We start from the raw sequence: 22259 nt of genomic DNA on the forward strand, positions 1-22259 counted from the left end.
TTACCCTCTGTTTATGACGGGGAAACAGGCTCTTTCTTCATCCACGCAGCTGTTACTCTTCCGTCACGTGTACGTTTACGACAGCTGTGACTTCAGGATGAATCTTGATCGGTACTTTGGTATATCCAAGTGAACGAATTGGCTGGTCAATTTCTATTTTGCGTTTGTCCACTTTCATATTCATGCTTTTCAGCTTTTCAGCAATCTGTTTTGTGGAAACCGCTCCGAACAGACGGCCGCCTTCTCCCGCTTTGGCGGTAAGCTCCACCTCCGTTTTTTCAAGCTGCTCCTTAAACTTCTTCGCCTGCTCAAGCTCTTCCTGCTCACGTTCTTTTTGTTTTTTCTGCGTAGCTTCCAGGTCACGCAGATTGCCTTTGCTAGCTTCCACGGCAAGGTTTTTCTTTAATAAATAGTTTCTGGCGTACCCTTCGGATACGTCTGCGACTTCACCTTTTTTCCCCTGGCCTTTAACGTCTTGTTTCAGTATGACTTTCATTCGGATGTGCCCCCTTGCAAATATTCATCAATGGCCTGCTTCAGGCGTTTTTCCGCTTCTTCAATCGTAGCATCGGTCAGCTGTGTTGCCGCATTCGTTAAATGACCGCCTCCGCCCAAAGCCTCCATTATTAACTGCACGTTCACTTCACCAAGTGAACGGGCGCTGATACTAATTTTATCATCCTGACGCTTAGATATCACAAACGAACCTTTGATATCGTTCATCGTAAGCAGGGTGTCGGCTGCCTGGGCGATTAAAATCTGCCCGTACATTTCGTCTTCCGCAGCGGCGGCAACAGCCATACCGTCCCGGTAAACCTCCGCCCGTTCAATGAGGTGCGACCGTTCGACGTATTGATCGAGATCTTCTTTTAACAGCATCTGTACCATAGTCGTATCGGCACCGTGCATTTTTAAAAATGATGCTGCATCGAATGTTCTCGATCCTGTCCGGATGGCGAAGCTTTTCGTATCCACAATAATGCCTGCAAGCATCGCTGTTGCTTCAAGCACATCCATACTGAGCTTTTTCGGCTGATACTCCAAAAGCTCTGTTACAAGCTCGGCGGTGGATGAAGCGTACGGTTCCATGTATACAAGCACCGGATCTTCAATAAACTCCTCTCCCCGGCGGTGATGGTCAAGAACAATCGTACGATTCACGCGGTCAATCAGCCGCGGCTCGATAACCATGGATGGCTTGTGCGTATCCACAACGACAAGCAGCGTATGCTTTGTCACTTCATCCATTGCTTCTGACGGCGTAATAAATTGAGACCACAGGTATTCATGGTTTTCGATTTCTTCCATGAGCTTTTTCACATCCGGGTTAATTTCATCCGGATCCACGACGACATACGCATCTGTGTTATTTACTTCAGCGATTTTAAGCACACCAATCGCAGCACCAATCGCGTCCATATCCGGATTTTTGTGCCCCATCACAATAACCTGGTCGCTTTCAAGGACAAAATCCCGCAGGGCGTGGGAAATAACCCTGGCGCGTACCCGGGTGCGCTTTTCAACAGCATTGGACTTCCCGCCGTAAAAGCGCACTTTCCCGTTCGCCTCCTTGATGGCTACCTGGTCGCCGCCGCGTCCGAGTGCAAGATCGAGACTGGACTGGGCCAGCGAACCAAGCTCCTGCAAAGACGGCTCCCCAGCTCCGATACCAATACTCAGGGTGATGGTCACCTTCTCTTTACTCGTAATATCACGTACGTAATCGAGCAGTTCAAATTTCGTCTGCTCGAGATGGTTGAGGGCATCCTGATTCATGACAGCCATAAACCGGTCTACAGCGATGCTGCGCAGTAAAATGTCATGATCCCCCGCCCACTCATTCAAAGCGGTAGTCACATGACTCATCAGCCGGCTTCTTGTCTGATCATCCATGCCCTGGGTAACTTCGGTGAAGTTATCTAAATAAATAAATGCAACGACTGATTTCTCTTTTTGGTACATTGCCTGAATATCTGTCGTTTCAGTCATATCAAAGAAATAGAGCAGCCGCTCTTCGCTGTGAATATACACGGTATAATGACGATTTCTCATCGTTAAGTGTATTTCGCTTTCCCCCTGCTTAATCGCTGCAGCCAGACGTTCAGACACAGTACCGATCGGCTTTCCCATGAATTCTTTCGGCAGATAGGAAAGGATGAAGGGGTTCGCCCACTGTATTTGATAATTCTTATCATACAGGAGGATGCCAATAGGCATCTCAGTAACCGCTTCTTCCCCTGCCTTGTTCACACGGTGGGTCAGCGTAGATATATACCGTTCAAGCTCTTTTTCAAATGAACGCTCTGCCTGAATGACATAAATAGCCAAAGCTCCGAGCAGGATAAATCCTACCGCCCCTATTTCCCATTGAAACCAGGTGAGAAAGGCAAGTGCTATTCCGGCTAATATGAACAATCCGACGATATGATAGCCGTACCACCGCCGTATTAAAAACTTCGGCATGTAACTCAACCCCTACTTCGTGTCGGTTTGAATGCGTTGCTTCAAGTTTAGACCTAAATCTATTATACCTAAAATGCGGGCTAAAAATAATGCTATTGTTGATAATAATATACTCCCGACGATAATGAGAACCCCGTAGTATTTTGGATAGGATTTAGCATGCAGAAAATAAAAGATCACAGTAAAGCCCTGAATTGCCACAGCCAGCTCCAATAGGGGAAAAAGGTTCATGACAACTATATACATAGCTGTTCCTTCTTCAAGCCCGATCAGAATAAATATAGAACCCGTCAAATAATACCATATGAGTGATCTCGGAAAGCTCCAGTTTCGAAAAGCCGGAAACTGCTGATAGTCCATCCGGACACGCTTCAAAATAACATGAGCGAACACCTGGGTTATAAATGAAAGAATAATGCCTGTACCAATAAGGAGCACCGGGCCGATATATTGAATCAGCGTGACCATTTCTGCTAAAGCATCCAGATTTGAGGTATCCTGACCGATGCTCTCCATCATGCTTCTCGCCTGGGAGATAGAGTCATTCAATGTTTGCTGGATTAATTGAATCGGATCAATATTAAATAGAAGAATCGAGCTTAAATAAAATAAAACCAGGCCGATTATATATGCCACAGTTCCTGCAGCAAAAACGGCAAACGCCGGCTTCTTTTGATGAATAAGCGCACCTGCCGCAATCCCGCCGAGACCGAATATCAATGCCGTCGGAAAACCAATTCCGCCTGTAAACAGAGTGGCAAGCAGCGCACAGACGATAAACATAAAAATGCCCGGCTTCCATCCGTTTCTTGCCACAAAAATAATAAACGGAAGCGGCATCGCTATCGTTAATATACTGCCCACGACCGGCACAAAGATCAACAGCAGTACCAGCACCAGAAAAACCGCGCTAAAGACGGCTGCTTCTGCGACACTTCTAGCGTTTTTCACTTCACGTTCACCTCATTTACAAAGGCAGTCAAATAAATGTGCAGCAGCCGCCCGATTGCTTTTACTCCGACATTATCCCAGTACTGCCTTTATCCCTTCGTTTTCATGGAAATTCCATTCGTTCATTTTAGCTTATTCCTTTTCAAAAAGAAAGACGAACAGCCGAATAGTCAAAGGCTGTTCATATCTAAAAAACGCTGACTACCGTCAGCGCCTTATTCCGTTTATTTATCTGCGGCAGAACTTCTATTTATTCTTCATTCGGCAGCTTGAAAGAAGAATCGTTTGGCACTTCCGCTTCTATGTTTTCATCTTTGGCCTGAATATCGTCCTGCTTTAGTTCTTCAAGCTGTTTATTAATTTTCGTAATATAAGACTGAACGTCCATATGAAGACCTCCTTCCCGGTATATAAAAAGCTTCATTGATTACTTCATTTATACCCCGGGGAGGAAGCAGATTAAACCTGCAGCCAGTTTCCACACAATAAAACACCCTTTCCCAGGCATCCGGCCTGAAAAAGGGTGCTTTAATGCTATCCTTACTGCTCACGCACAAAAGGAAGCAATGCTACGTGACGGGAACGCTTGATAGCGCGGGTCAGCTTACGCTGATATTTCGCACTTGTACCAGTTACGCGGCGTGGAAGGATCTTTCCTCTTTCTGAAATAAACTTCTTCAAGAGCTCTGTATCCTTGTAATCAATATGGGTAATTTTGTTTACTGTGAAGTAACAAACTTTCCGTCTTTTTCCTCTACGACGTGCTGCTGCTGCCATTGTTTATCCTCCTTTATAAAAGATTGTTTATGCTCTCAGGGGTTTTAAAATGGCAAATCGTCATCTGAAATGTCGATTGGCTGCCCGTTATCCGAAAACGGATCATCGTTTAAATTGGACGAATCGCGATTTTGCTGGCCTGAACCTGAACTCTGGCTGTTCTGCTGCTGAGAATAGCCGCCTCCCTGCGAAGAACCTCCGCCTCCGGATGCTCCACGCGGTTCAAGGAACTGTACGCTCTCCGCCTGAACTTCTACTACCGTTACACGACGGCCCTCCTGGTTTTCATAACTCCGGCTCTGCATACGCCCATCCACACCGGCCAGGCTGCCTTTTTTCAAGTAATTGGCCACATTTTCTGCCTGCTTCCGCCAAATGACGCAGTTAAGAAAGTCTGCTTCGCGTTCGCCCTGCTGGTTGGTAAATGGACGATTTACCGCAATGCGAAAGTTAGCGACTGCTACGCCGTTCGGGGTATAACGCAGATCAGGGTCCGCGGTCAGCCGACCGACTAACACGACACGATTTATCATTTAAACCCCTCCTGATTGTTAATGAAATTAGTCGTCGTTACGAACAACTAAGTGGCGGATTACGTTATCATCGATTTTAACCAGACGGTCAAATTCGTTGGTAGCGTCCGCGGTGCCTTTAATGTAGGTTACAACGTAATACCCGTCACGAAAATCGTTGATTTCGTATGCGAGACGTTTTTTTCCTACTTCGTCTACTTTTTCAATTTCAGCGCCATTATCCGTTAAGATTTTGTTGTACCGTTCAATTGTGTTTTTCACACCATCTTCGTCAACATTCGGGCTGATAATGTAAAGTACCTCATAATTCCGCATGCTGCGTCACCTCCTTTTGGTCTTCGGCTCTTTTCCGGTGGAAAAGAACAAGGAGCAAAAAACGCTTATCCGTTTTTAACTCGCAAGTTAATATTATATCAGCTTGACTTTCTTTTTACAATATTCCAGCCAGAAAAATTAAACATTGAAGCGGAAGTGAACGACGTCGCCGTCCTTAACGATATATTCCTTGCCCTCAAGCCTTACCTTGCCTGCTTCTTTGGCGCTGTTCATTGCACCTGCCTGCATCAGGTCCTCGTATCCGACAACCTCAGCACGGATAAAGCCCTTTTCAAAATCACTGTGAATCACTCCGGCTGCCTGAGGAGCCTTTGTATTTTTTCGGATCGTCCAGGCCCGGACCTCCGGTTCACCTGCAGTAAAGTACGTCTGCAGGCCAAGCAGGGAATAAGCCTCCCGGATCAGCTGGTCGAGTCCCGGCTCTTCGATGCCGAGATCCTGAAGGAATTCGCTTTTTTCTTCTCCTTCAAGCTCTGCGAGTTCTTCTTCAATTTTCCCGGAGATGACTACAACGCCTGCCCCTTCGGCTGCTGCAAATTCTTTAACGCGGGAGACGTGTTCATTGTCTTCTTCTTCCATTAAGTCGTCTTCGCTGACGTTGGCGACGTATAACACCGGCTTCATCGTGAGAAGCTGGAAGCCTTTAACAATTTTCAGCTCTTCCTCGGTCCATTCCAGACTGCGTACGGGCTGCTCTTCCTTCAATGCTTCGACAATCTTTTCGAGTACCGCATGCTCCTGCATGGCGTCTTTATCCTTGGATTTGGCAAGCTTTGCTACTTTATCCATCCGTTTTTCCGCCGTTTCAAGGTCTGCAAGAATCAGTTCAAGGTTAATTACTTCGATATCATGGATCGGATCTATTTTCCCGGAAACGTGGGTCACATCATCACTGTCAAAGCAGCGTACCACATGGGAGATCGCATCCACTTCCCGGATATGCGAAAGGAATTTATTGCCGAGACCTTCTCCCTTGCTCGCTCCTTCGACAATGCCGGCAATGTCTGTAAACTCAAATGCGGTAGGAATTGTTTTTTTCGGCTGAAACATATTTGTTAACTGTTCGAGCCTGCTGTCCGGCACTTCCACAATACCTACGTTCGGATCAATTGTGCAGAACGGGTAGTTGGCAGACTCCGCCCCTGCCTGGGTGATCGCGTTGAACAATGTTGACTTCCCGACGTTTGGAAGTCCGACTATACCTGTTGTTAAAGCCATTTATTATTTCCTTCTTTCTTTCAGTTAATATTTCTCTAAACATAACAAAGAGGACAACCGCAGCTGTCCTGAAAAGCAACTCTTTATCGTTAGTATATTGCTTTGAGTATAGTATAATTTCACTTTTGCGACAACAAGAGCAGCTTTACCTGAATTATTCGAGCACCTTTTTTACCTTTTTACTGAACTCTTTTCTTGGAAGCATAACGCTGTGCCCGCATCCTTCGCATTTAATCCGGATATCGGCGCCCATCCGGATAATTCTCCAGCGGTTTGCCCCACATGGGTGCTGTTTCTTCATTTCTACAATACTGTTGATATCAAAAGGCTGCTTCTCCACCATGAGTTCCATTTTCTCCTTTCTTCTCATTTCACCTGAATGCTTCGATACTTTTCATCCTATCGCACTCCGCCAAAAACCTCAATTAAACTGTCATCTTCCTGTTTTAGGGCGGCTGCTGCTTAAATATGCCAGTTATTTTTATCCAAACGCGGGTATAGGAGGCTAATACAATTATTTTTAGAAAGGATTCTGGAAGGGAGTTATCTGCTATGGGGAAAAAATCTGTTTCACGTGAAGCCTATCGTACTCACTGCCACGTCAGCATGGAGGAGCCCGGAAGTGCTGGAGAGCTGGCGGATTGCCTTGCCGGTCATATCCGGGAGCGTGTCACAGATGAAGATATCATCCTGGTCTGTATTGGCACAGACCGCTCCACCGGAGATTCTCTCGGGCCACTAACCGGAAGCAAGCTTCTTGAAAAGCAACTGGAAAACTTTTATATATACGGCACTCTTCAGTACCCGGTCCACGCTGTTAATCTGGAAGAAACGCTTTCCAGCATTGCAGCAGAGCATCCGCATGCTTTTATAATCGCTGTGGACGCCTGTCTTGGCTATCTTCAGAATGTAGGGAAGGTTACTTTAAATGAAGGCGGAGTGACTCCGGGAGCTGCAATGAAAAAGAAGCTCCCGATGGTGGGAGACATGCATATTAACGGCATAGTAAATGTCAGCGGGATGATGGAATACTTTGTACTGCAAAATACCCGGCTGTATACTATCGACACGATGGCTTCATTAATAGCAGAAAGCTTTCTCCTCGCCGACCGTTCAATATCAAAGCAGCACGTTCTCCAGGAGGAAGAAAGCACCACCCCTGCGGTTACTTTTCACGATGATGACGACCATGCCCGCTTTCTCCGGGAGGCTTCATCCGCCGAACAGACGAATGATAAACACAAAAAAAGCCACCATTGGTATCGCCGGAAGTAGATTGGCTACCCGGATTTCTAACAGGCCTGCGAGCTTTAATCCGATAGCGATAATCATCACGCCTCCGGTAGCCGTCATTTCAGTAACAAAGGTATCCATTGCCTCCTGTGGCACCAGCCTGTCAATTTGGACAGCAAAAAGAGCGATGGAGCCCTGGTAAATAACGACCGGAATAAACGAAAATAACACTCCAACACCCATCGTCGTCGTAAAAATAAGCGCTGAAAATCCATCGAGCATTGATTTTGTAAATAAAACATCATGCTCCTGGCGCAGACCGCTGTCCATTGCCCCAAGTACCGCCATCGCTCCCACCACATATACCAGCGTGGCGGTTACAAAACCCTTGGCTACTGTATTCTCTGTATCGCTCTTTCCTATTCGTCTTTCCACCCACTGGCCAATAGATTCCAGACCGTCTTCGATTCGCAGGCGCTCTCCTGCCCAGGCTCCAGTCACCAGACTACCCACGACGATTAAAAATTGTTCTGTCTGCAGCCCCATCTGGATCCCGAGAAGGACAACTGCCAACGCCAGCGCCTGCATAATGGTGGTTTTCATTCTTTCCGGTATACGGTGAAACAAAAGCCCCATCAATGATCCGATAATAATAGTCACTCCATTGACCAATGTTCCTGTCAGCACCATAAATGTCCGCTCCCTTTTCCCTTTGTTTCTTTATTTCTATTTTTTTTATTATTATTTGTGTGCTTTTCCGCTTTATTTCTTCCTGAATGAACGAAATTTTATCCCTCCTGCTCAAAAACTGCATGCACCCCTACACATGGACTGTCCTCTTTTCATTAACAATTGGACTTTAAATATTTTACTATAAAATGAACCGAAGCGGGACTATCTTAAACGGCAAAGATTCCATAGCTGAAGTCTTTTATCGTTCTTTCCGCCTCTTTCATTTTAAGGAGAGATTATGATGATCGTCCTGTTACCTAACCATAAATACAATACTGCTAAAAATATACTTGCTTTGCAGCAGCAATCCTATTATACAGAAGCTGTACTTATCGACAATTTTGATATCCCTGCTCTGAATGAAAGTGTGGAATCTATCCGTTCCTCGAAGGAAACCTTTATTGGCTACTTTGTAGAAGGCGTCCCTCGCGCTTTTATTGCTTATGAATACCAGAAGAAAAAACTGCAAATCACAAGACTCGTCGTCCATCCGGATTTTTTCCGGCGGGGCTTTGCCTCTTATCTGTTGAAATATCTGTTAAACCACCATCTCGACACATTAATCTACGTCTGCACCAGCGAAAAGAACCAGCCGGCAATCGATCTTTATCATTCGTTCGGGTTTGTCATTTCCCGTACATTCAGCCTTTCCGACGGGCATCCAATGGTAGTGCTTGAGCGTCATTCCTCCTATACCTGACATTTCTCACCCGCCTTTATCCTTTGAACCATAAAAATGAGCAAAGGCTCCCGGCTGATGAACCGGAAGCCTTTGCTCTATTCTTTTTCTTCGCTCAGAAGCTGAAGAATACGATCCAGGTCCTCATCTGAAAAGAATTCGATCTCAATCTTTCCTTTATTTTTTCCCTGCTGAATAGAAACGGAGGTGCCAAAGTACGACTGGAGCTCCTCTGCTTTTTGTTCCAGGAAAGGAGAGGCTGGCTGTTTTTGCTTTGTTTCACGTGGAACACCTTCGTTCATCTGCTGAACAAGTGCTTCCGTCTGTCTGACATTGAGTGCCTGCTTAACAATTTGTTCGCTTACCTTCACCGCAAGCTCTTTCTTTTTCAATCCAAGAAGCGTTCTGGCGTGCCCCATGGAGATTTCTTTTGTCTCAACAAGCTTTTGCACTTCTGTCGGCAGCTGCAGCAGCCGGATATAGTTGGCAATGTGCGGTCTGCTTTTTCCGAGCCGCTTGGAGAGCTCATCCTGAGTAATATCGAGTGATTCCACCAGACGCTGATACGCATGGGCTTCCTCTAATGGATTCAGATCTTCCCGCTGCAGATTTTCAATTAAAGCAACTTCCATCATCCGCTCATCGCTTAAATCCTTTACGATCGCCGGAATTTCTTTCAGGCCTGCTGCCGAGGCAGCACGGAAACGCCGTTCCCCGGTAACAATATCGTACCCTTTAATACTTTTACGGACGAGAATTGGCTGCAAAACACCAAACTCCGCCACAGAATGCTTCAGCTCTTCAATCGCTTCTGCTTCAAATCGTTTTCTCGGCTGATAAGGGTTCGGCCGTAATTCCTGTACTGGTACGGCAGTGATTTGATCTTCGTTGCCGCCTGTTTCTTCCGGAAAAAAAGCGTTCAATCCTCTACCTAGACCTTTGGCCACCAGCAACCACTTCCTTTGCTAATTCTAAATAGACCTCGGCACCCTTAGACTTTGCGTCATACATAATAATGGGAAGACCGTGGCTTGGAGCTTCCCCGAGACGTATATTCCGGGGAATAATCGTTTCGAATACTTTTTCCTGAAAATATTTTTTTACTTCTTCTATAACCTGAAATCCAAGATTAGTTCTTGCATCGAGCATCGTAAGCAGGACACCCTCGATTTCCAGGTCATGGTTTAAGTGCTTTTGCACAAGCCGGACAGTATTGAGCAGCTGGCTCAGTCCTTCCAGAGCGTAGTACTCGCACTGCACAGGGATTAAAATCGAATCTGAAGCGGAAAGTGCGTTAATCGTTAAAAGTCCAAGGGAAGGAGGGCAATCGATTATTATGTAGTCGTACTGCGCAGCCACATCCTTCAATGCATTTTTCAGCCTGATTTCCCGGGAAATAGTGGAGACCAGTTCAATTTCTGCCCCGGACAGCTGTATGGTGGCAGGCACTACGTCCAGCTGTTCCAAAGCAGTGCCCCGGACAATATCACGAATATCTGTGTCTTCAACGAGGACGTTATATATGCATTTTTCAACGTCCCCTTTTTCAATGCCGGCCCCGCTGGTGGCGTTGCCCTGCGGGTCAATGTCCACAAGAAGTACCCGCTGTCCTACATGTGCCAGACAGGCACTAATGTTTACTGCTGTTGTTGTTTTCCCAACGCCGCCTTTCTGGTTGGCGATAGCAACAGTTTTTGCCATCGATACACCTACTTTCCCAGTTCCTTGCTGTTCTTCTTATTTACTGCTTCGATTTTGGTATTCGAATGGTCACCTGATAATAACCATCATAGTCTTCTTCATCCGTATCGATTGCCATGCCGCTTTTTGTCACCATGTCTATCGACTCCCGGATCGTATTTAAGGCAATACGGGTATCCCTGGATACGTGTTTTTTCGGCTGCTTTGTCTTTTTCGGCTTTGGATCAAGCAAAGCAGCAATCTTATCCTCCGTCTGTTTTACGTTCCAGTCCTTTTCAATGGCTTCATCAACGATCTGATTCTGGCGTTCTGCCTCCGGCAGCTTCAGAAGTGCTCTGGCATGCCGTTCGGTAATTTCTTTTTCGGACAGCTTCTCCTGAACGTATTCAGACAAATGCAGCAGACGAAGCTTGTTAGCAATGGTGGACTGGCTTTTCCCCAGCCGCTGCGCCAGACTTGCCTGCGTAAGCTGGTTCATTTCCAGCAGCCTGGCGTATGCGGCTGCCTCTTCAAGCGCTGTTAATGCTTCCCGCTGCAGGTTTTCAATGAGCGCAATGGAAGCTGTCTGGGTATCATTAAATTCTTTCACCAGAGCCGGTATCTCTTTCCATCCAAGCTTCTGCGACGCGCGCCAGCGCCTTTCCCCGGCAATAATTTCATAGCCGCCGGACTGCTTTCTGACCGTTATTGGCTGCAAAAGGCCATGCGTCTGCAGCGATTGGGCTAATTCCGAAAGCTTTTCATCTGAAAAGATCGTACGCGGCTGAAAAGGATTCGCCATGATCTGATGAATAGGAATCATTTTGACTTCATGTTCATTAATGCCGCTTTTTTCGGCCTGGTTGTCCCCCAGGCCGAACCATTTTTGAATAGACTGTTTCATACCCGTATATCACCTCACTTAAAAACTGCGGCCCTTGTTGCTTCACTTCTGGAGTTCGTACATTTGCTATTTTCATTCTATCACGTTTCTAAAGGTTGTCGAATGAGCCGTGAGTGATTATAAAGGATTTTTTGTCGGGGTTCCTGGTTTTCTCGGATACGCTTTTGGGGTTTTTTTCTTTTTTTCGAATGTTAAAAGCACCCGTTCACTCTGTTCTTCCGGGAGCTTCATTTTCTTCGGTGCCGCTGCTGCTGCTTCCAATTTTACCAGGGCGTTTTCCGCCTCATGCAGCTCTTCTTCTCCGCTTGCTCCCTTCCACGCGATGAAAACACCTCCCGGTTTTACAAACGGCAGGCAGAGTTCAAGCAGCACCGGAAGCTTGGCCACGGCCCGGGCGCTCGCTGCGTCAAACTGATCCCGGTACGCCTTTTGACGTGCGAGCTGCTCGGCCCTGTCATGGACGAGGGTCACCCCTTCAAGCCCGAGTTCACTGACAATTTCTTCTAAAAAACCGATGCGTTTTTTTAAAGAGTCGACGATGGTAACCTGAAGCTCCGGAAAGCAAATCTTAAGAGGCAGACTTGGGAAGCCGGCTCCCGAACCGACATCGATCAGGCTTCCCTCTGCCTTAAAGGCCGCCAGGGAAGCTCCGGTAAGGGAATCATAAAAATGTTTTTCATATACCTCCCGTTCTTCAGTAATGCCTGTCAGGTTCATACGCTCATTCCATTCGACAAGCAGCTGGTAATACTGCTCGAACTGCTTTTTCTGCTTATCGTCCAAAGAAATATGTATGGCTTCAAGCCATTCGGGAAACTTTTCTTTACTCATTCTTTTCTTTCCTGCCCTTCACTGGATAATACGACAACGCCCAATCCCCTCGTGTCTCCACCTCAGAAAGACGGCGTATCTTGAAAAAAGCCCCTGCTTTCGGTAAGCAGGGGCTTAATCACGCACTGTTACGTTGTTGCCATACGGCCCTGTTCAATATACACAAGCAGTATAGATATATCGGACGGATTTACCCCGGATACCCGGGACGCCTGGCCGACAGAAAGCGGGCGTACTTCTGAAAGCTTTTGTCTCGCTTCAATCGCAATACCGGAAATGGAATGGTAATCGATACTCTCCGGAATTTTCTTCTCTTCCATTTTCTTCATCCGCTCGACCTGTTCAAGCTGCTTGGAAATATATCCTTCGTATTTCACCTGGATTTCCACCTGCTCAGCTACATCCGGCGCAATAGACGAAGGTGCGTCTGCAAATGGAGCGACATCCGCATAACCGATTTCCGGCCGCTTCATCAGATGGGCTGCCGAAGCTGCTTCCTTCATCGCTGTAGAGCCGCGGGAAATGAGCATGTCATTAATTTCTTCATGCGGCTTCAGGGTAAAGCTTTCCAATCGTTTTTTCTCGGCCTCGATCGATTCTTTTTTATGCACAAATCGTTCGTAGCGGGCCTCCGGAACTAATCCGATCTCCCGGCCGATTTCGGTTAAACGCAGGTCGGCGTTATCATGACGGAGAAGCAGGCGGTATTCCGCCCTGGACGTTAACAGACGGTATGGTTCATTTGTGCCCTTCGTGACCAGATCATCGATCAACACACCAATATAGGCATCCGAACGGTCCAGGATAACGCCTTCCCTGCCCTGTGCTTTGCGGGCTGCGTTGATTCCGGCCATAATTCCCTGCCCGGCGGCTTCTTCATATCCGGACGTACCGTTAATCTGTCCGGCAGTAAAGAGGCCTTCCACGGTTTTTGTTTCAAGGGTCGGCCACAGCTGCGTCGGTACAATGGCATCGTATTCGATCGCATAACCCGGACGCATCATTTTTACATTTTCAAGTCCCGGGATCGTTTTGAGTATGCCGAATTGAATGTCCTCCGGAAGACTGGTCGACAGTCCCTGCACGTATACTTCATCTGTATTTCTGCCTTCAGGCTCGAGGAAAATCTGGTGCTTCGGTTTATCATTAAAACGGACGATTTTGTCCTCAATTGAAGGACAGTACCTCGGACCAGTGCCTTCAATCATACCGGAATACATTGGGGAGCGCTGCAGATTGTTTGTAATCAGCTCATGCGTTTCTGCGCCGGTATAGGTGAGCCAGCACGGCAGCTGATCGGTAATAAATTCCACCGTTTCGTAGGAAAAGGCCCTCGGCTGCTCATCACCGGGCTGGATCTCCGTTTTGCTGTAATCGATGGAGTTGCTGTTCACCCGCGGCGGCGTTCCGGTTTTGAACCGGACCATATCAAGACCGAGCGCTTTAATGCTGTCCGACAAATTGATGGAAGGCTGCATGTTATTCGGACCGCTTTCGTACGCGAGTTCGCCGAGAATAATTTTGCCGCGCAGATAAGTGCCTGTTGTCACTACAACCGAAGAAGCGTAGTAGCTCGCCCCAGTATTAGTAACTACGCCCTTGCATACGTTATCTTCAACGATCAGTTCCTCCACCAGGCCCTGGCGGATCGTTAAATTATCTGTGTTCTCAAGGGTCCGCTTCATTTCCTGCTGATAAAGAAACTTATCCGCCTGCGCACGGAGCGCCTGTACCGCAGGACCCTTTCCTGTATTAAGCATCCGCATCTGGATGTGCGTTTTATCAATATTTTTCGCCATTTCTCCGCCGAGCGCATCAATTTCGCGGACGACAATTCCTTTTGCCGGCCCTCCCACAGACGGGTTGCACGGCATAAACGCTACGGCGTCCAGGTTCAGCGTCAGCATCAATGTACTTGCCCCCATGCGTGCAGAAGCAAGCCCTGCTTCTACGCCCGCATGTCCGGCGCCGATGACAATCGTGTCATAATTTCCTCCGTTGTAACTCATTACGGTTCCTCCTTCTAGTATTACCCTCCGCCTGCAGCGGATGTATCTATTTTCCGAGACAAAACTGGGCAAACAGCTGATCAATTAATCCGTCATGCACGTTTTCTCCGACAATTTCTCCGAGCTGTTCCCAGGCCCGGGTAATATCAATTTGTACCATATCTACCGGCACTCCCATTTCCACAGCCTCCAGAGCGTCATTTACCGAACGTTTTGCCTGGTTCAACAACCCAATATGACGGGCATTGGACAAATAATTCATGTCCGCTGCCTCTACTCCTTCATCAAAAAAGAGGTGGGCGATGGCTTCTTCAAGGCTGTCGATGCCTTCATCATTCAGAAAAGAAGCGGCAATGATCGGCCGGCCGGATGTATACTCCCGGAGTTCTTCCTCATCCACCTGTTTGGGGAGATCCGTTTTATTCATTATAACAATAACATTCATGCCTTGAACTGCCTGAAATAATGCTCGGTCTTCATCGGACAGCGGCTCTGCACTGTTGATGACAAGAAGGATCAGCTCCGCCTCCTGCAGCACCTGGCGGGAGCGCTCTACGCCGATCTTTTCCACAATATCTTCAGTTTCACGTATGCCGGCGGTGTCAATTAAACGAAGGGGTACCCCCCGGACGTTTACATACTCCTCGAGCACGTCTCTCGTGGTGCCGGGCACTTCCGTTACAATTGCTTTATTTTCATGCACCAAATTATTCATCAGGGAGGATTTTCCTACGTTCGGCCGGCCAATAATCGCTGTGCCGAGCCCTTCCCGCATAATTTTTCCCTGCCGGGCTGTTACGAGCAGCTGGTCAATCTCTTCGCCGACAAACGCTACATTTTCCTTTAAAACATTCGTCGTCACAACATCCGCATCAAATTCAGGGTAGTCAATATTTACTTCCACATTGGCCACTGTTTCGAGAAGCTTCTGGCGAAGCTTACGGATCCGTTCGGAAAGTCTTCCTTCAACCTGCTTTAAAGCACTCTGCATGGCCCGGTCGGTTTTGGCTCTGATCAGGTCCATGACACCTTCTGCCTGCGTCAGGTCAATGCGCCCGTTTAAAAATGCCCGTTTCGTAAACTCTCCAGGCTCCGCCAGCCGTGCTCCCTGACTTAATACGTTATCAAGGACACGATTGACTGAGACGAGCCCTCCGTGACAGTTAATTTCCACAATATCTTCTCTTGTAAATGTTTTTGGGGCTCTGAGAACAGAAATCATGGATTCTTCAATCACGGAGCCGTCCGCCGGGTCGATAATATGCCCGTAATGGATCGTATGAGTTTCCACTTCATGAAGAGACTTTTTGCCCTTATACACATGATCCGCAATAGCAAGCGCCTCGTCTCCGCTCAGGCGGACTATCGCAATAGCCCCTTCTCCGCTCGGAGTGGAAATCGCAGCAATCGTATCTGTTTCCATTCATCAACCCTCCCTGGGTTTTTTCATCTTTTAGACACACGAAAAGGACGACACCTCTTTTCGGCATCGTTTTCGTCGTTTCCTTATATGCTTCTAACTAAATAGAATATCATATGAAAGCATTTCGCAAAAGGTTTTTATCCACATGTGGATAACCTGTGTATATCTGCCTATTTAAAAAACCGCCCGGTAGTCCCAGGCGGCAGTTTCTCTTATTTTAGCTTTTCTTTTCAACGGGAGTAATTACTACATGGCGTCTTGGTTCTTTTCCTGACGACGTTGTTTCAATGCTGTTGTGCTGGTGCAGGGTCTGATGAATAATTTTTCGCTCCGCTGCGTCCATGGGCTCAAGTTTAATTGTTCTGGATTCCCGGAGTGCTTTCCCAGCCATCCGGTCTGCAAACCGCTGCAGTGATTCTTTTCGTTTCCCACGATAATTTTCAGCGTCAAGTACAATATGCTGTTTGGCATCAGCATATTTATTGGCAGCTGTGTTCGTAAGATGCTGGAGCGCATCGAGGGTTTTTCCGCGTTTTCCAATCAGCAGGCCCAGCGAAGAGCCTTTGATCTCCATCGCAGTATGCTTTCTTGAGATCTGTACTTCCACTTCTGCTTCCACATTCATAGCCTGAACCAGGTCTTTTAAGTACGCAGCCGCTTCCTCCACAGGATCGATTCGAAGAATTACTTCAACAGAAGCCTGCTTCGCTCCAATACCCAAAAATCCTTTTCTTGGTTCTTCAAGCACCTGATACTCGATACGGTCTATTGTCGTTTCCCATTTCTGTACAGCTGTATCCAAAGCTTCTTCTACTGTTTTCCCGGAAACCTTCATCGATTGGTTCACCGTTACCCCGCCCTCCTCGTTCCTTACGTTGCTCAGTGCCTTATTTTCGTTTATTACGGGCATGGCTATATCACGTATGCCGCATATACATATATGTGTAAGATAATTTGAAGTTCATTTACGCATGGCTCCTGTAAACAATTTCTTCAGTACCAGCGGAAATTCCTCTATTTTAAAAGTATTTTCGCTTCCGCCCGCTGCCGGTACAGAAACGAAAACAGCTTTTTTCTATTTTTCGGGCTTTGCTTTACCTGAGTTTAACAAACCGGCCTTTTTAAATACATGGGTCAGACTTTTTTTCGTTTCATGGTAGTCCATATCCGCTACTGGTTTCCTCGCTATCACTACCAGGTCGTAGCCTCCTTGGATCCGGGGCTCAAGCTCCGATACAGCTTCGCGCAGATAGCGCTTGATCCTGTTGCGCATGACGGCGTTTCCCATTCGCTTACTGACGGTGAGTCCTGCCCGGTAATGAACCTGTTCGTCTTTTTTTAAGGTATAAAGCACAAATTGCCGGTTGGCAAAGGAAGTTCCGTGCGCAAAAATATAGCTGAACTCGTGATTCTTTTTTAAACGATTTTGCTTTTTCATCACCCGGTTCCCCTTTTTCCTATAATAACCGCCGGCATTTTTATTTTTCGTTCCGGCTGAAGACAGAAAAAAAGACCACTGGATAGAATCCGTGGCCTTCTTATGCAGATAATACTTTTCTACCTTTACGACGACGATTTTTCAAAACCTGACGACCGTTCTTTGTTCCCATTCTCGCACGGAAACCGTGTACTTTTTTACGCTTCCGGTTGTTAGGGGTAAATGTTGGTTTTCCCATAGTGTATCGCACCTCCTCAAGGAGTAATAAACGTTCGAAAACATTCCCGTAAATTATATAGAGAATAAGAAAAACTGTCAACCACCCCCTGAGCGATACCGGCAGCTGTTTTTCCTATGTTTGTACACAGCAATTCTTTGTTACTGTGTGGATAGATAAAAGCGAACATAAAAAATGCCCACAGCGTTATAAACAACTTGTACACATAATCTAGTGCTGTGGATAGTTTCTATACACAAGTTCTTGAGTTTGTGGATAAACAAATATGTTCCCGTTGTTATTCGTCTTTTTATTTGCTATTATGGATTAAGTTTCTGTTAATAACATTTCATACAATGCAATCTTATCCACAGCTGTTGATAACTTTGTGGATAATTTTCCACAGCCATTGGACAATGTTATTCACAGCCCTGTGTATTATGTGTATTTCTTTTTTTACATAATTTTATTATTATTTCAAAATAATTTTATACCGTATACAATATGCATTTCCCGCATATTCACTTATTGGGTTTCTTTCTTTCACCATGATAAGATAGAAGCCTTTTCTGTCTTTCCAGCGATTTGAGTCTCCAGCCAAACCATTGTATACTGCTAAGCCTGTACGAGAGGAGTGCGTCCTTATTGGAAAATATTACTGATTTATGGAACCAGACATTGGAACTAATGCAGGAAAAAGTAAGTAAACCAAGCTATGAAACGTGGTTGAAAGCAACAGAGGCCTCGGATCTTCAAGGAGATACCGTCATTATTGAAGCACCGAACGAGTTTGCCCGTGACTGGCTTGAGAGCCGTTATACAAACCTGATTACTGACGCTTTAGAAGATATCACCGGATCCGCGCTGCAGGTAAAATTTGTGATCCCGCAGGCTGAAGCCCCGGTGGAAAATGAACCAGCGCCCCTAAAAGCAGCTCCGTCCGGTTCCAGCCAGGACCCTCCAAAGAGCATGCTGAATGATAAATACTCATTTAATACTTTCGTGATCGGCTCCGGGAACCGTTTTGCCCACGCTGCCTCGCTTGCAGTAGCTGAAGCACCGGCCAAAGCGTACAATCCATTGTTTATTTACGGCGGGGTCGGCCTTGGAAAAACCCACTTGATGCATGCCATCGGCCATTACGTTATTGATCATAATCCCAATGCCAAGGTTATGTACTTGTCCTCTGAAAAATTCACCAACGAGTTTATCAACGCTATCCGGGACAACAAAGCTGTGCATTTCCGGAACAAATATCGAAACGTCGATGTACTGCTCATCGACGATATTCAGTTTTTAGCGGGAAAAGAGCAGACCCAGGAAGAGTTTTTCCACACCTTCAATGCTCTTCATGAAGAAAGCAAGCAAATTGTCATTTCCAGTGACCGCCCGCCAAAGGAAATACCAACGCTTGAAGACCGGCTCCGATCCCGGTTTGAATGGGGATTAATCACTGATATCACGCCGCCGGACCTGGAAACAAGAATCGCTATTCTGCGTAAAAAAGCAAAGGCGGAAATGCTCGATATTCCAAACGAGGTCATGCTCTATATTGCCAATCAAATTGATACAAACATTCGTGAACTTGAAGGGGCGCTCATCCGTGTTGTCGCTTATTCTTCGTTGATCAATCAGGACATGAATGCTGACCTCGCAGCTGAAGCCTTGAAAGATATCATTCCTACCGCCCAGCCTAAGACAGTCACTATTGAGCACATCCAGGAACGGGTGGCGACCCAGTTTCAGATGCCTGTGCCGGAATTAAAAGCAAAAAAACGTACGAAGAGCATTGCTTTTCCGCGTCAGATCGCCATGTATCTGTCCAGGGAAATGACCGATGCCTCCCTGCCAAAAATCGGCGAGGCTTTTGGCGGCAGAGACCATACGACAGTCATTCATGCCCACGAAAAAATATCAAATCTAATGTCTACAGACACAGAACTGCAAAAAACAGTCCAGGGAATCATCGATCAGTTACGCACATAGGTGTGGATAACACCCTGAAGTTATACACAACTTACTCACAGGGGCAAATGCCTGAATTGGCAGTTCAAATCTTATTTATCCACATTACTAACAAGCCCTACTACTATTACTACTTTAAAAACAATATATATAAAGGGAGATGACCTATGCATTTCACCGTCAATCGAGATCAATTTGTGCAACATGTACAAAACGTAAATAAAGCTGTCTCCTCCAGAACGACAATTCCGATACTGACTGGAATTAAAATCGTTGCAGCCGCCGATGGAGTAACGTTAACCGGCAGCGATTCTGACATATCCATTGAAACGTTCATTCCAACAGAAGAGAACGATACTCAGTATGTTCAGGTGCACGAGCAGGGGAGCATTGTACTTCAGGCCCGCTTTTTTGCAGAAATAGTGAAAAAGCTTCCGGGAGAAGAGATCGAAGTGGTGGTACAGGATCAGTTTGCCACTACGATTCGTTCGGGCTCTGTCGTGTTTAACCTGAACGGTCTGGACCCGGAAGAATATCCACGGCTGCCAAAGCTTGATGATACAAATATGTTCCATCTGCCACAGAGCTTACTCAAGGATATGATCCGCCAGACAGTTTTTGCCGTGTCAGCCCAGGAAACGCGACCGGTACTGACAGGTGTAAACCTTGAAAGCGAAAACGGAGAACTCATCTGTACTGCTACAGACAGTCACCGGCTCGCTCTCCGGAAAGCTAGTCTCGAGGCAGGTTCAGACGCTCCTGATTTATCCAACATTGTCATTCCGGGTAAAAGCCTGAATGAATTAAGCCGTCTGCTGAGCGATGATGATTCCACTGTCGAAATTATTATCACGGAAACCCAGGTGATGTTCCGTTTTCCACATCTTCTGTTTTATTCCCGGCTTCTTGACGGGAAATATCCGGTGACCAAAAATATGATCCCTTCTGAAACCAAAACCGGCGTGGAGCTGTCCACAAAGGAATTACTGCAGTCACTCGACCGGGCACTGCTGCTTTCAAGAGAAACGAAAAACAACGTAATCAACTTAAAAACACTTGGAGACGGAAGGGTCGAGATTAACTCCGTTTCTTCCGAAATTGGGAAAGTGACGGAAAACATCGATTGTGATAAAATAGACGGAGAAGAGCTTCGCATTTCGTTTAACGGAAAAAATATCACAGATGCCCTAAAAGTAATCGACAGTGAAAAAATTCATATTCAATTTACCGGGGCGATGAGCCCGTTTGTAGTGCGTCCGACAGACCATGATCAGATGCTGCATTTATTCTCCCCGGTCCGCACGTATTAAAAGTCGAACAATTATACGGCCTTTTGTATAAAACAGGAGGCCGTTTTTCTTATGTTAAGCTGACAGGGAATGTGAAACGAATAGTGCGATATACTGGCATTTTCCGCTTATTTTTAGTAAAATATAGAGTATGAATGAAATATGTTCGGAAACAGGCAGAAGTAATAATTATGCTTTAATATCCGGCGTCGGGAGGATCGATATGGGAGAGGCGATTAATATCACAACCGAATATATAACACTCGGCCAGTTCCTCAAAGAAGCTGGAATCATCGATACAGGTGGCATGGCAAAGTGGTTTCTCTCTGAATTCGCTGTGGAAGTGAATGGAGAAGAAGAAGCCCGCAGGGGAAGAAAGCTGTATCCAGGGGACGTAGTGGAAGTCGAAGAGAACGGAAGCTTCACTATCGGTACCGGCGAAGGATGAGCACAGGCCTGTGTATGTAAAAAATATTCGGCTCAAGCAGTATCGCAACTACGGTGATATTGCCCTGCAGATAGAGAACACCGTAAACGTTATTGTCGGGGAAAATGCCCAGGGAAAAACAAACCTGATGGAAGCCATTCATATGCTTGCTTTTGCGAAATCCCACCGGACTTCCAAAGACAGGGAGCTGATTGGCTGGGATCACGACTTTGCCCGTATCGAAGCTTCAGTAGAGCGGGAGCAGCGTCATGTTGATCTTGAGGTTATTCTTTCGGCTAAAGGAAAAAAGGTAAAAAAGAATGGCATCGAACAAAAAAAGCTAAGTGAATATATAGGCGCATGCAACGTCGTCATGTTTGCCCCGGAGGATTTGAACCTTGTAAAAGGCGGGCCGAATATGAGGCGGCGTTTTATTGATATGGAGATTGGTCAGATCAGCCCGGTGTACCTGCACGATCTTTCCAAGTATCAGCGTATTCTAAAGCAGCGCAACCAGCTGCTGAAGGGCATGTTTCCCGCACCGAGCCGGGAACAGGAATTAACACTTGAGGTCATCGACGAGCAATACATTGAAGCAGCCGTAAAAGTAATCCAGCGGCGTTACGGATTTTTGCAGCAGCTTGAAGGATGGGCCTCAGAGATTCATACACGGATCACACAGGACCGCGAGCAGCTTAAGCTGCAGTACGACCCCTCTGCAAACATTCATGCGGAAATGGAAGCCTCAGTACTCGCTGAACAGCTTCGCGCAGAGCTTGAGCGCCGCAGAGAAAATGAAATCCGGCGGGGACTGTCGCTTGCAGGGCCGCACCGGGATGAAATGAAGCTTCTGGTCAACGACAGGGACGTACAGACTTACGGCTCCCAGGGCCAGCAGCGAACAGCTGCCTTATCGTTAAAAATGGCAGAGATAGAGCTGATCCGGTCTTACGTAGGGGAGTATCCCATCCTGCTGCTTGATGACGTCCTCTCTGAACTGGATCAGCATCGGCAGTCTCATTTACTGGACGCGATCCAGGGAAAAGTACAGACCTTTGTTACAACAACAAGCATTGAAAGCATCAAGCACGAGACAATCGAGCGGGCAACGGTATTTACGGCCCGCCAGGGACAATTGGAAAAACAGTAGGTGG

25 protein-coding genes are annotated in these 22259 nt (G+C 46.6%); 6 read left to right on the plus strand and 19 right to left on the minus strand.

Annotation, left to right across the window (positions count from 1 at the left end):
* Positions 1-52 precede the first annotated feature (52 nt).
* The 9 genes from rplI to SIC45_RS15415 form a co-directional block, all read right to left on the minus strand.
* Complete coding sequence (gene rplI / locus SIC45_RS15375; RefSeq protein ID WP_319632832.1) at positions 53-496, minus strand: 50S ribosomal protein L9; 444 nt, start codon at positions 494-496, stop codon at positions 53-55.
* Complete coding sequence (locus tag SIC45_RS15380) at positions 493-2463, minus strand: DHH family phosphoesterase (RefSeq protein WP_298786765.1); 1971 nt, start codon at positions 2461-2463, stop codon at positions 493-495. The genes rplI and SIC45_RS15380 overlap by 4 nt, the downstream gene beginning before the upstream one ends.
* A 12-nt stretch (positions 2464-2475) precedes the next feature.
* Positions 2476-3414: a YybS family protein gene (locus SIC45_RS15385; RefSeq protein ID WP_319632833.1), complete on the minus strand. Its 939-nt coding sequence runs from the start codon at positions 3412-3414 to the stop codon at positions 2476-2478.
* Between the two features lie 250 nt (positions 3415-3664).
* The gene (locus SIC45_RS15390; RefSeq protein ID WP_298786769.1) at positions 3665-3802 is read right to left on the minus strand and encodes a hypothetical protein; all 138 of its coding nucleotides are present in this window, start codon (positions 3800-3802) and stop codon (positions 3665-3667) included.
* Between the two features lie 152 nt (positions 3803-3954).
* The gene (gene rpsR / locus SIC45_RS15395; protein ID WP_022792963.1) at positions 3955-4191 is read right to left on the minus strand and encodes a 30S ribosomal protein S18; all 237 of its coding nucleotides are present in this window, start codon (positions 4189-4191) and stop codon (positions 3955-3957) included.
* A 44-nt stretch (positions 4192-4235) separates the two neighbouring features.
* Positions 4236-4724, minus strand: coding sequence for a single-stranded DNA-binding protein (gene ssb / locus SIC45_RS15400; protein WP_022792962.1), 489 nt, complete (start codon positions 4722-4724; stop codon positions 4236-4238).
* A gap of 27 nt (positions 4725-4751) precedes the next feature.
* The gene (gene rpsF / locus SIC45_RS15405) at positions 4752-5039 is read right to left on the minus strand and encodes a 30S ribosomal protein S6 (protein ID WP_022792961.1); all 288 of its coding nucleotides are present in this window, start codon (positions 5037-5039) and stop codon (positions 4752-4754) included.
* Between the two features lie 138 nt (positions 5040-5177).
* Positions 5178-6278: a redox-regulated ATPase YchF gene (gene ychF / locus SIC45_RS15410; protein WP_298786776.1), complete on the minus strand. Its 1101-nt coding sequence runs from the start codon at positions 6276-6278 to the stop codon at positions 5178-5180.
* A gap of 154 nt (positions 6279-6432) precedes the next feature.
* A complete protein-coding gene (locus SIC45_RS15415) occupies positions 6433-6621 on the minus strand; it encodes a DUF951 domain-containing protein (RefSeq protein WP_319632834.1) in 189 nt (62 codons plus the stop codon).
* A gap of 209 nt (positions 6622-6830) precedes the next feature.
* Here SIC45_RS15415 and yyaC point away from each other — a divergent pair, with 209 nt between their 5' ends.
* Complete coding sequence (gene yyaC / locus SIC45_RS15420; RefSeq protein WP_298786780.1) at positions 6831-7553, plus strand: spore protease YyaC; 723 nt, start codon at positions 6831-6833, stop codon at positions 7551-7553.
* Here yyaC and SIC45_RS15425 read toward each other — a convergent pair.
* Complete coding sequence (locus tag SIC45_RS15425; RefSeq protein WP_298786782.1) at positions 7491-8201, minus strand: DUF554 domain-containing protein; 711 nt, start codon at positions 8199-8201, stop codon at positions 7491-7493. The two genes, yyaC and SIC45_RS15425, sit on opposite strands and share 63 nt — an antisense overlap.
* A gap of 283 nt (positions 8202-8484) precedes the next feature.
* On the opposite strand from SIC45_RS15425, the gene SIC45_RS15430 reads away from it, so the two are divergent.
* A complete protein-coding gene (locus SIC45_RS15430) occupies positions 8485-8943 on the plus strand; it encodes a GNAT family N-acetyltransferase (RefSeq protein WP_319632835.1) in 459 nt (152 codons plus the stop codon).
* Positions 8944-9020: 77 nt separating this feature from the next.
* Here SIC45_RS15430 and SIC45_RS15435 read toward each other — a convergent pair whose 3' ends face one another.
* The 9 genes from SIC45_RS15435 to rpmH form a co-directional block, all read right to left on the minus strand.
* Positions 9021-9869, minus strand: coding sequence for a ParB/RepB/Spo0J family partition protein (locus tag SIC45_RS15435; protein WP_298786786.1), 849 nt, complete (start codon positions 9867-9869; stop codon positions 9021-9023).
* Complete coding sequence (locus SIC45_RS15440) at positions 9850-10623, minus strand: ParA family protein (protein WP_298786788.1); 774 nt, start codon at positions 10621-10623, stop codon at positions 9850-9852. The genes SIC45_RS15435 and SIC45_RS15440 overlap by 20 nt, the downstream gene beginning before the upstream one ends.
* 40 nt (positions 10624-10663) lie before the next feature.
* Entirely contained in the window at positions 10664-11506 is an 843-nt protein-coding gene (gene noc / locus SIC45_RS15445) for a nucleoid occlusion protein (protein WP_298786790.1), read from the minus strand.
* A gap of 117 nt (positions 11507-11623) precedes the next feature.
* On the minus strand, positions 11624-12337 hold the full coding sequence (rsmG, locus tag SIC45_RS15450; protein ID WP_319632836.1) for a 16S rRNA (guanine(527)-N(7))-methyltransferase RsmG: 714 nt from the start codon (positions 12335-12337) through the stop codon (positions 11624-11626).
* A gap of 128 nt (positions 12338-12465) precedes the next feature.
* Positions 12466-14346 carry a tRNA uridine-5-carboxymethylaminomethyl(34) synthesis enzyme MnmG gene (gene mnmG, locus SIC45_RS15455; protein ID WP_319632837.1) on the minus strand — a complete coding sequence of 627 codons (1881 nt, stop codon included), beginning with the start codon at positions 14344-14346 and terminating at the stop codon, positions 12466-12468.
* Between the two features lie 46 nt (positions 14347-14392).
* Positions 14393-15769, minus strand: a complete 1377-nt coding sequence (mnmE, locus tag SIC45_RS15460) for a tRNA uridine-5-carboxymethylaminomethyl(34) synthesis GTPase MnmE (RefSeq protein ID WP_319632838.1) — start codon at positions 15767-15769, stop codon at positions 14393-14395.
* Between the two features lie 217 nt (positions 15770-15986).
* Positions 15987-16616 carry an RNA-binding cell elongation regulator Jag/EloR gene (gene jag / locus SIC45_RS15465; RefSeq protein ID WP_298786798.1) on the minus strand — a complete coding sequence of 210 codons (630 nt, stop codon included), beginning with the start codon at positions 16614-16616 and terminating at the stop codon, positions 15987-15989.
* Between the two features lie 228 nt (positions 16617-16844).
* Positions 16845-17207: a ribonuclease P protein component gene (rnpA, locus tag SIC45_RS15470; RefSeq protein ID WP_319632839.1), complete on the minus strand. Its 363-nt coding sequence runs from the start codon at positions 17205-17207 to the stop codon at positions 16845-16847.
* A 100-nt stretch (positions 17208-17307) separates the two neighbouring features.
* The gene (gene rpmH / locus SIC45_RS15475) at positions 17308-17445 is read right to left on the minus strand and encodes a 50S ribosomal protein L34 (RefSeq protein WP_079474470.1); all 138 of its coding nucleotides are present in this window, start codon (positions 17443-17445) and stop codon (positions 17308-17310) included.
* Positions 17446-18069: 624 nt separating this feature from the next.
* Here rpmH and dnaA point away from each other — a divergent pair.
* From dnaA to recF, 4 genes are all read left to right on the plus strand, one after another.
* On the plus strand, positions 18070-19410 hold the full coding sequence (gene dnaA, locus SIC45_RS15480) for a chromosomal replication initiator protein DnaA (RefSeq protein WP_319632840.1): 1341 nt from the start codon (positions 18070-18072) through the stop codon (positions 19408-19410).
* A gap of 146 nt (positions 19411-19556) precedes the next feature.
* Positions 19557-20699: a DNA polymerase III subunit beta gene (gene dnaN / locus SIC45_RS15485; protein ID WP_298786806.1), complete on the plus strand. Its 1143-nt coding sequence runs from the start codon at positions 19557-19559 to the stop codon at positions 20697-20699.
* A gap of 202 nt (positions 20700-20901) precedes the next feature.
* Positions 20902-21126: a S4 domain-containing protein YaaA gene (yaaA, locus tag SIC45_RS15490; protein WP_022792944.1), complete on the plus strand. Its 225-nt coding sequence runs from the start codon at positions 20902-20904 to the stop codon at positions 21124-21126.
* Positions 21127-21136: 10 nt separating this feature from the next.
* Positions 21137-22255, plus strand: coding sequence for a DNA replication/repair protein RecF (gene recF, locus SIC45_RS15495; protein WP_298786808.1), 1119 nt, complete (start codon positions 21137-21139; stop codon positions 22253-22255).
* Positions 22256-22259 lie beyond the last annotated feature (4 nt).

This window comes from Marinococcus sp. PL1-022 (assembly GCF_033845285.1).
Taxonomy (GTDB): domain Bacteria; phylum Bacillota; class Bacilli; order Bacillales; family Marinococcaceae; genus Marinococcus.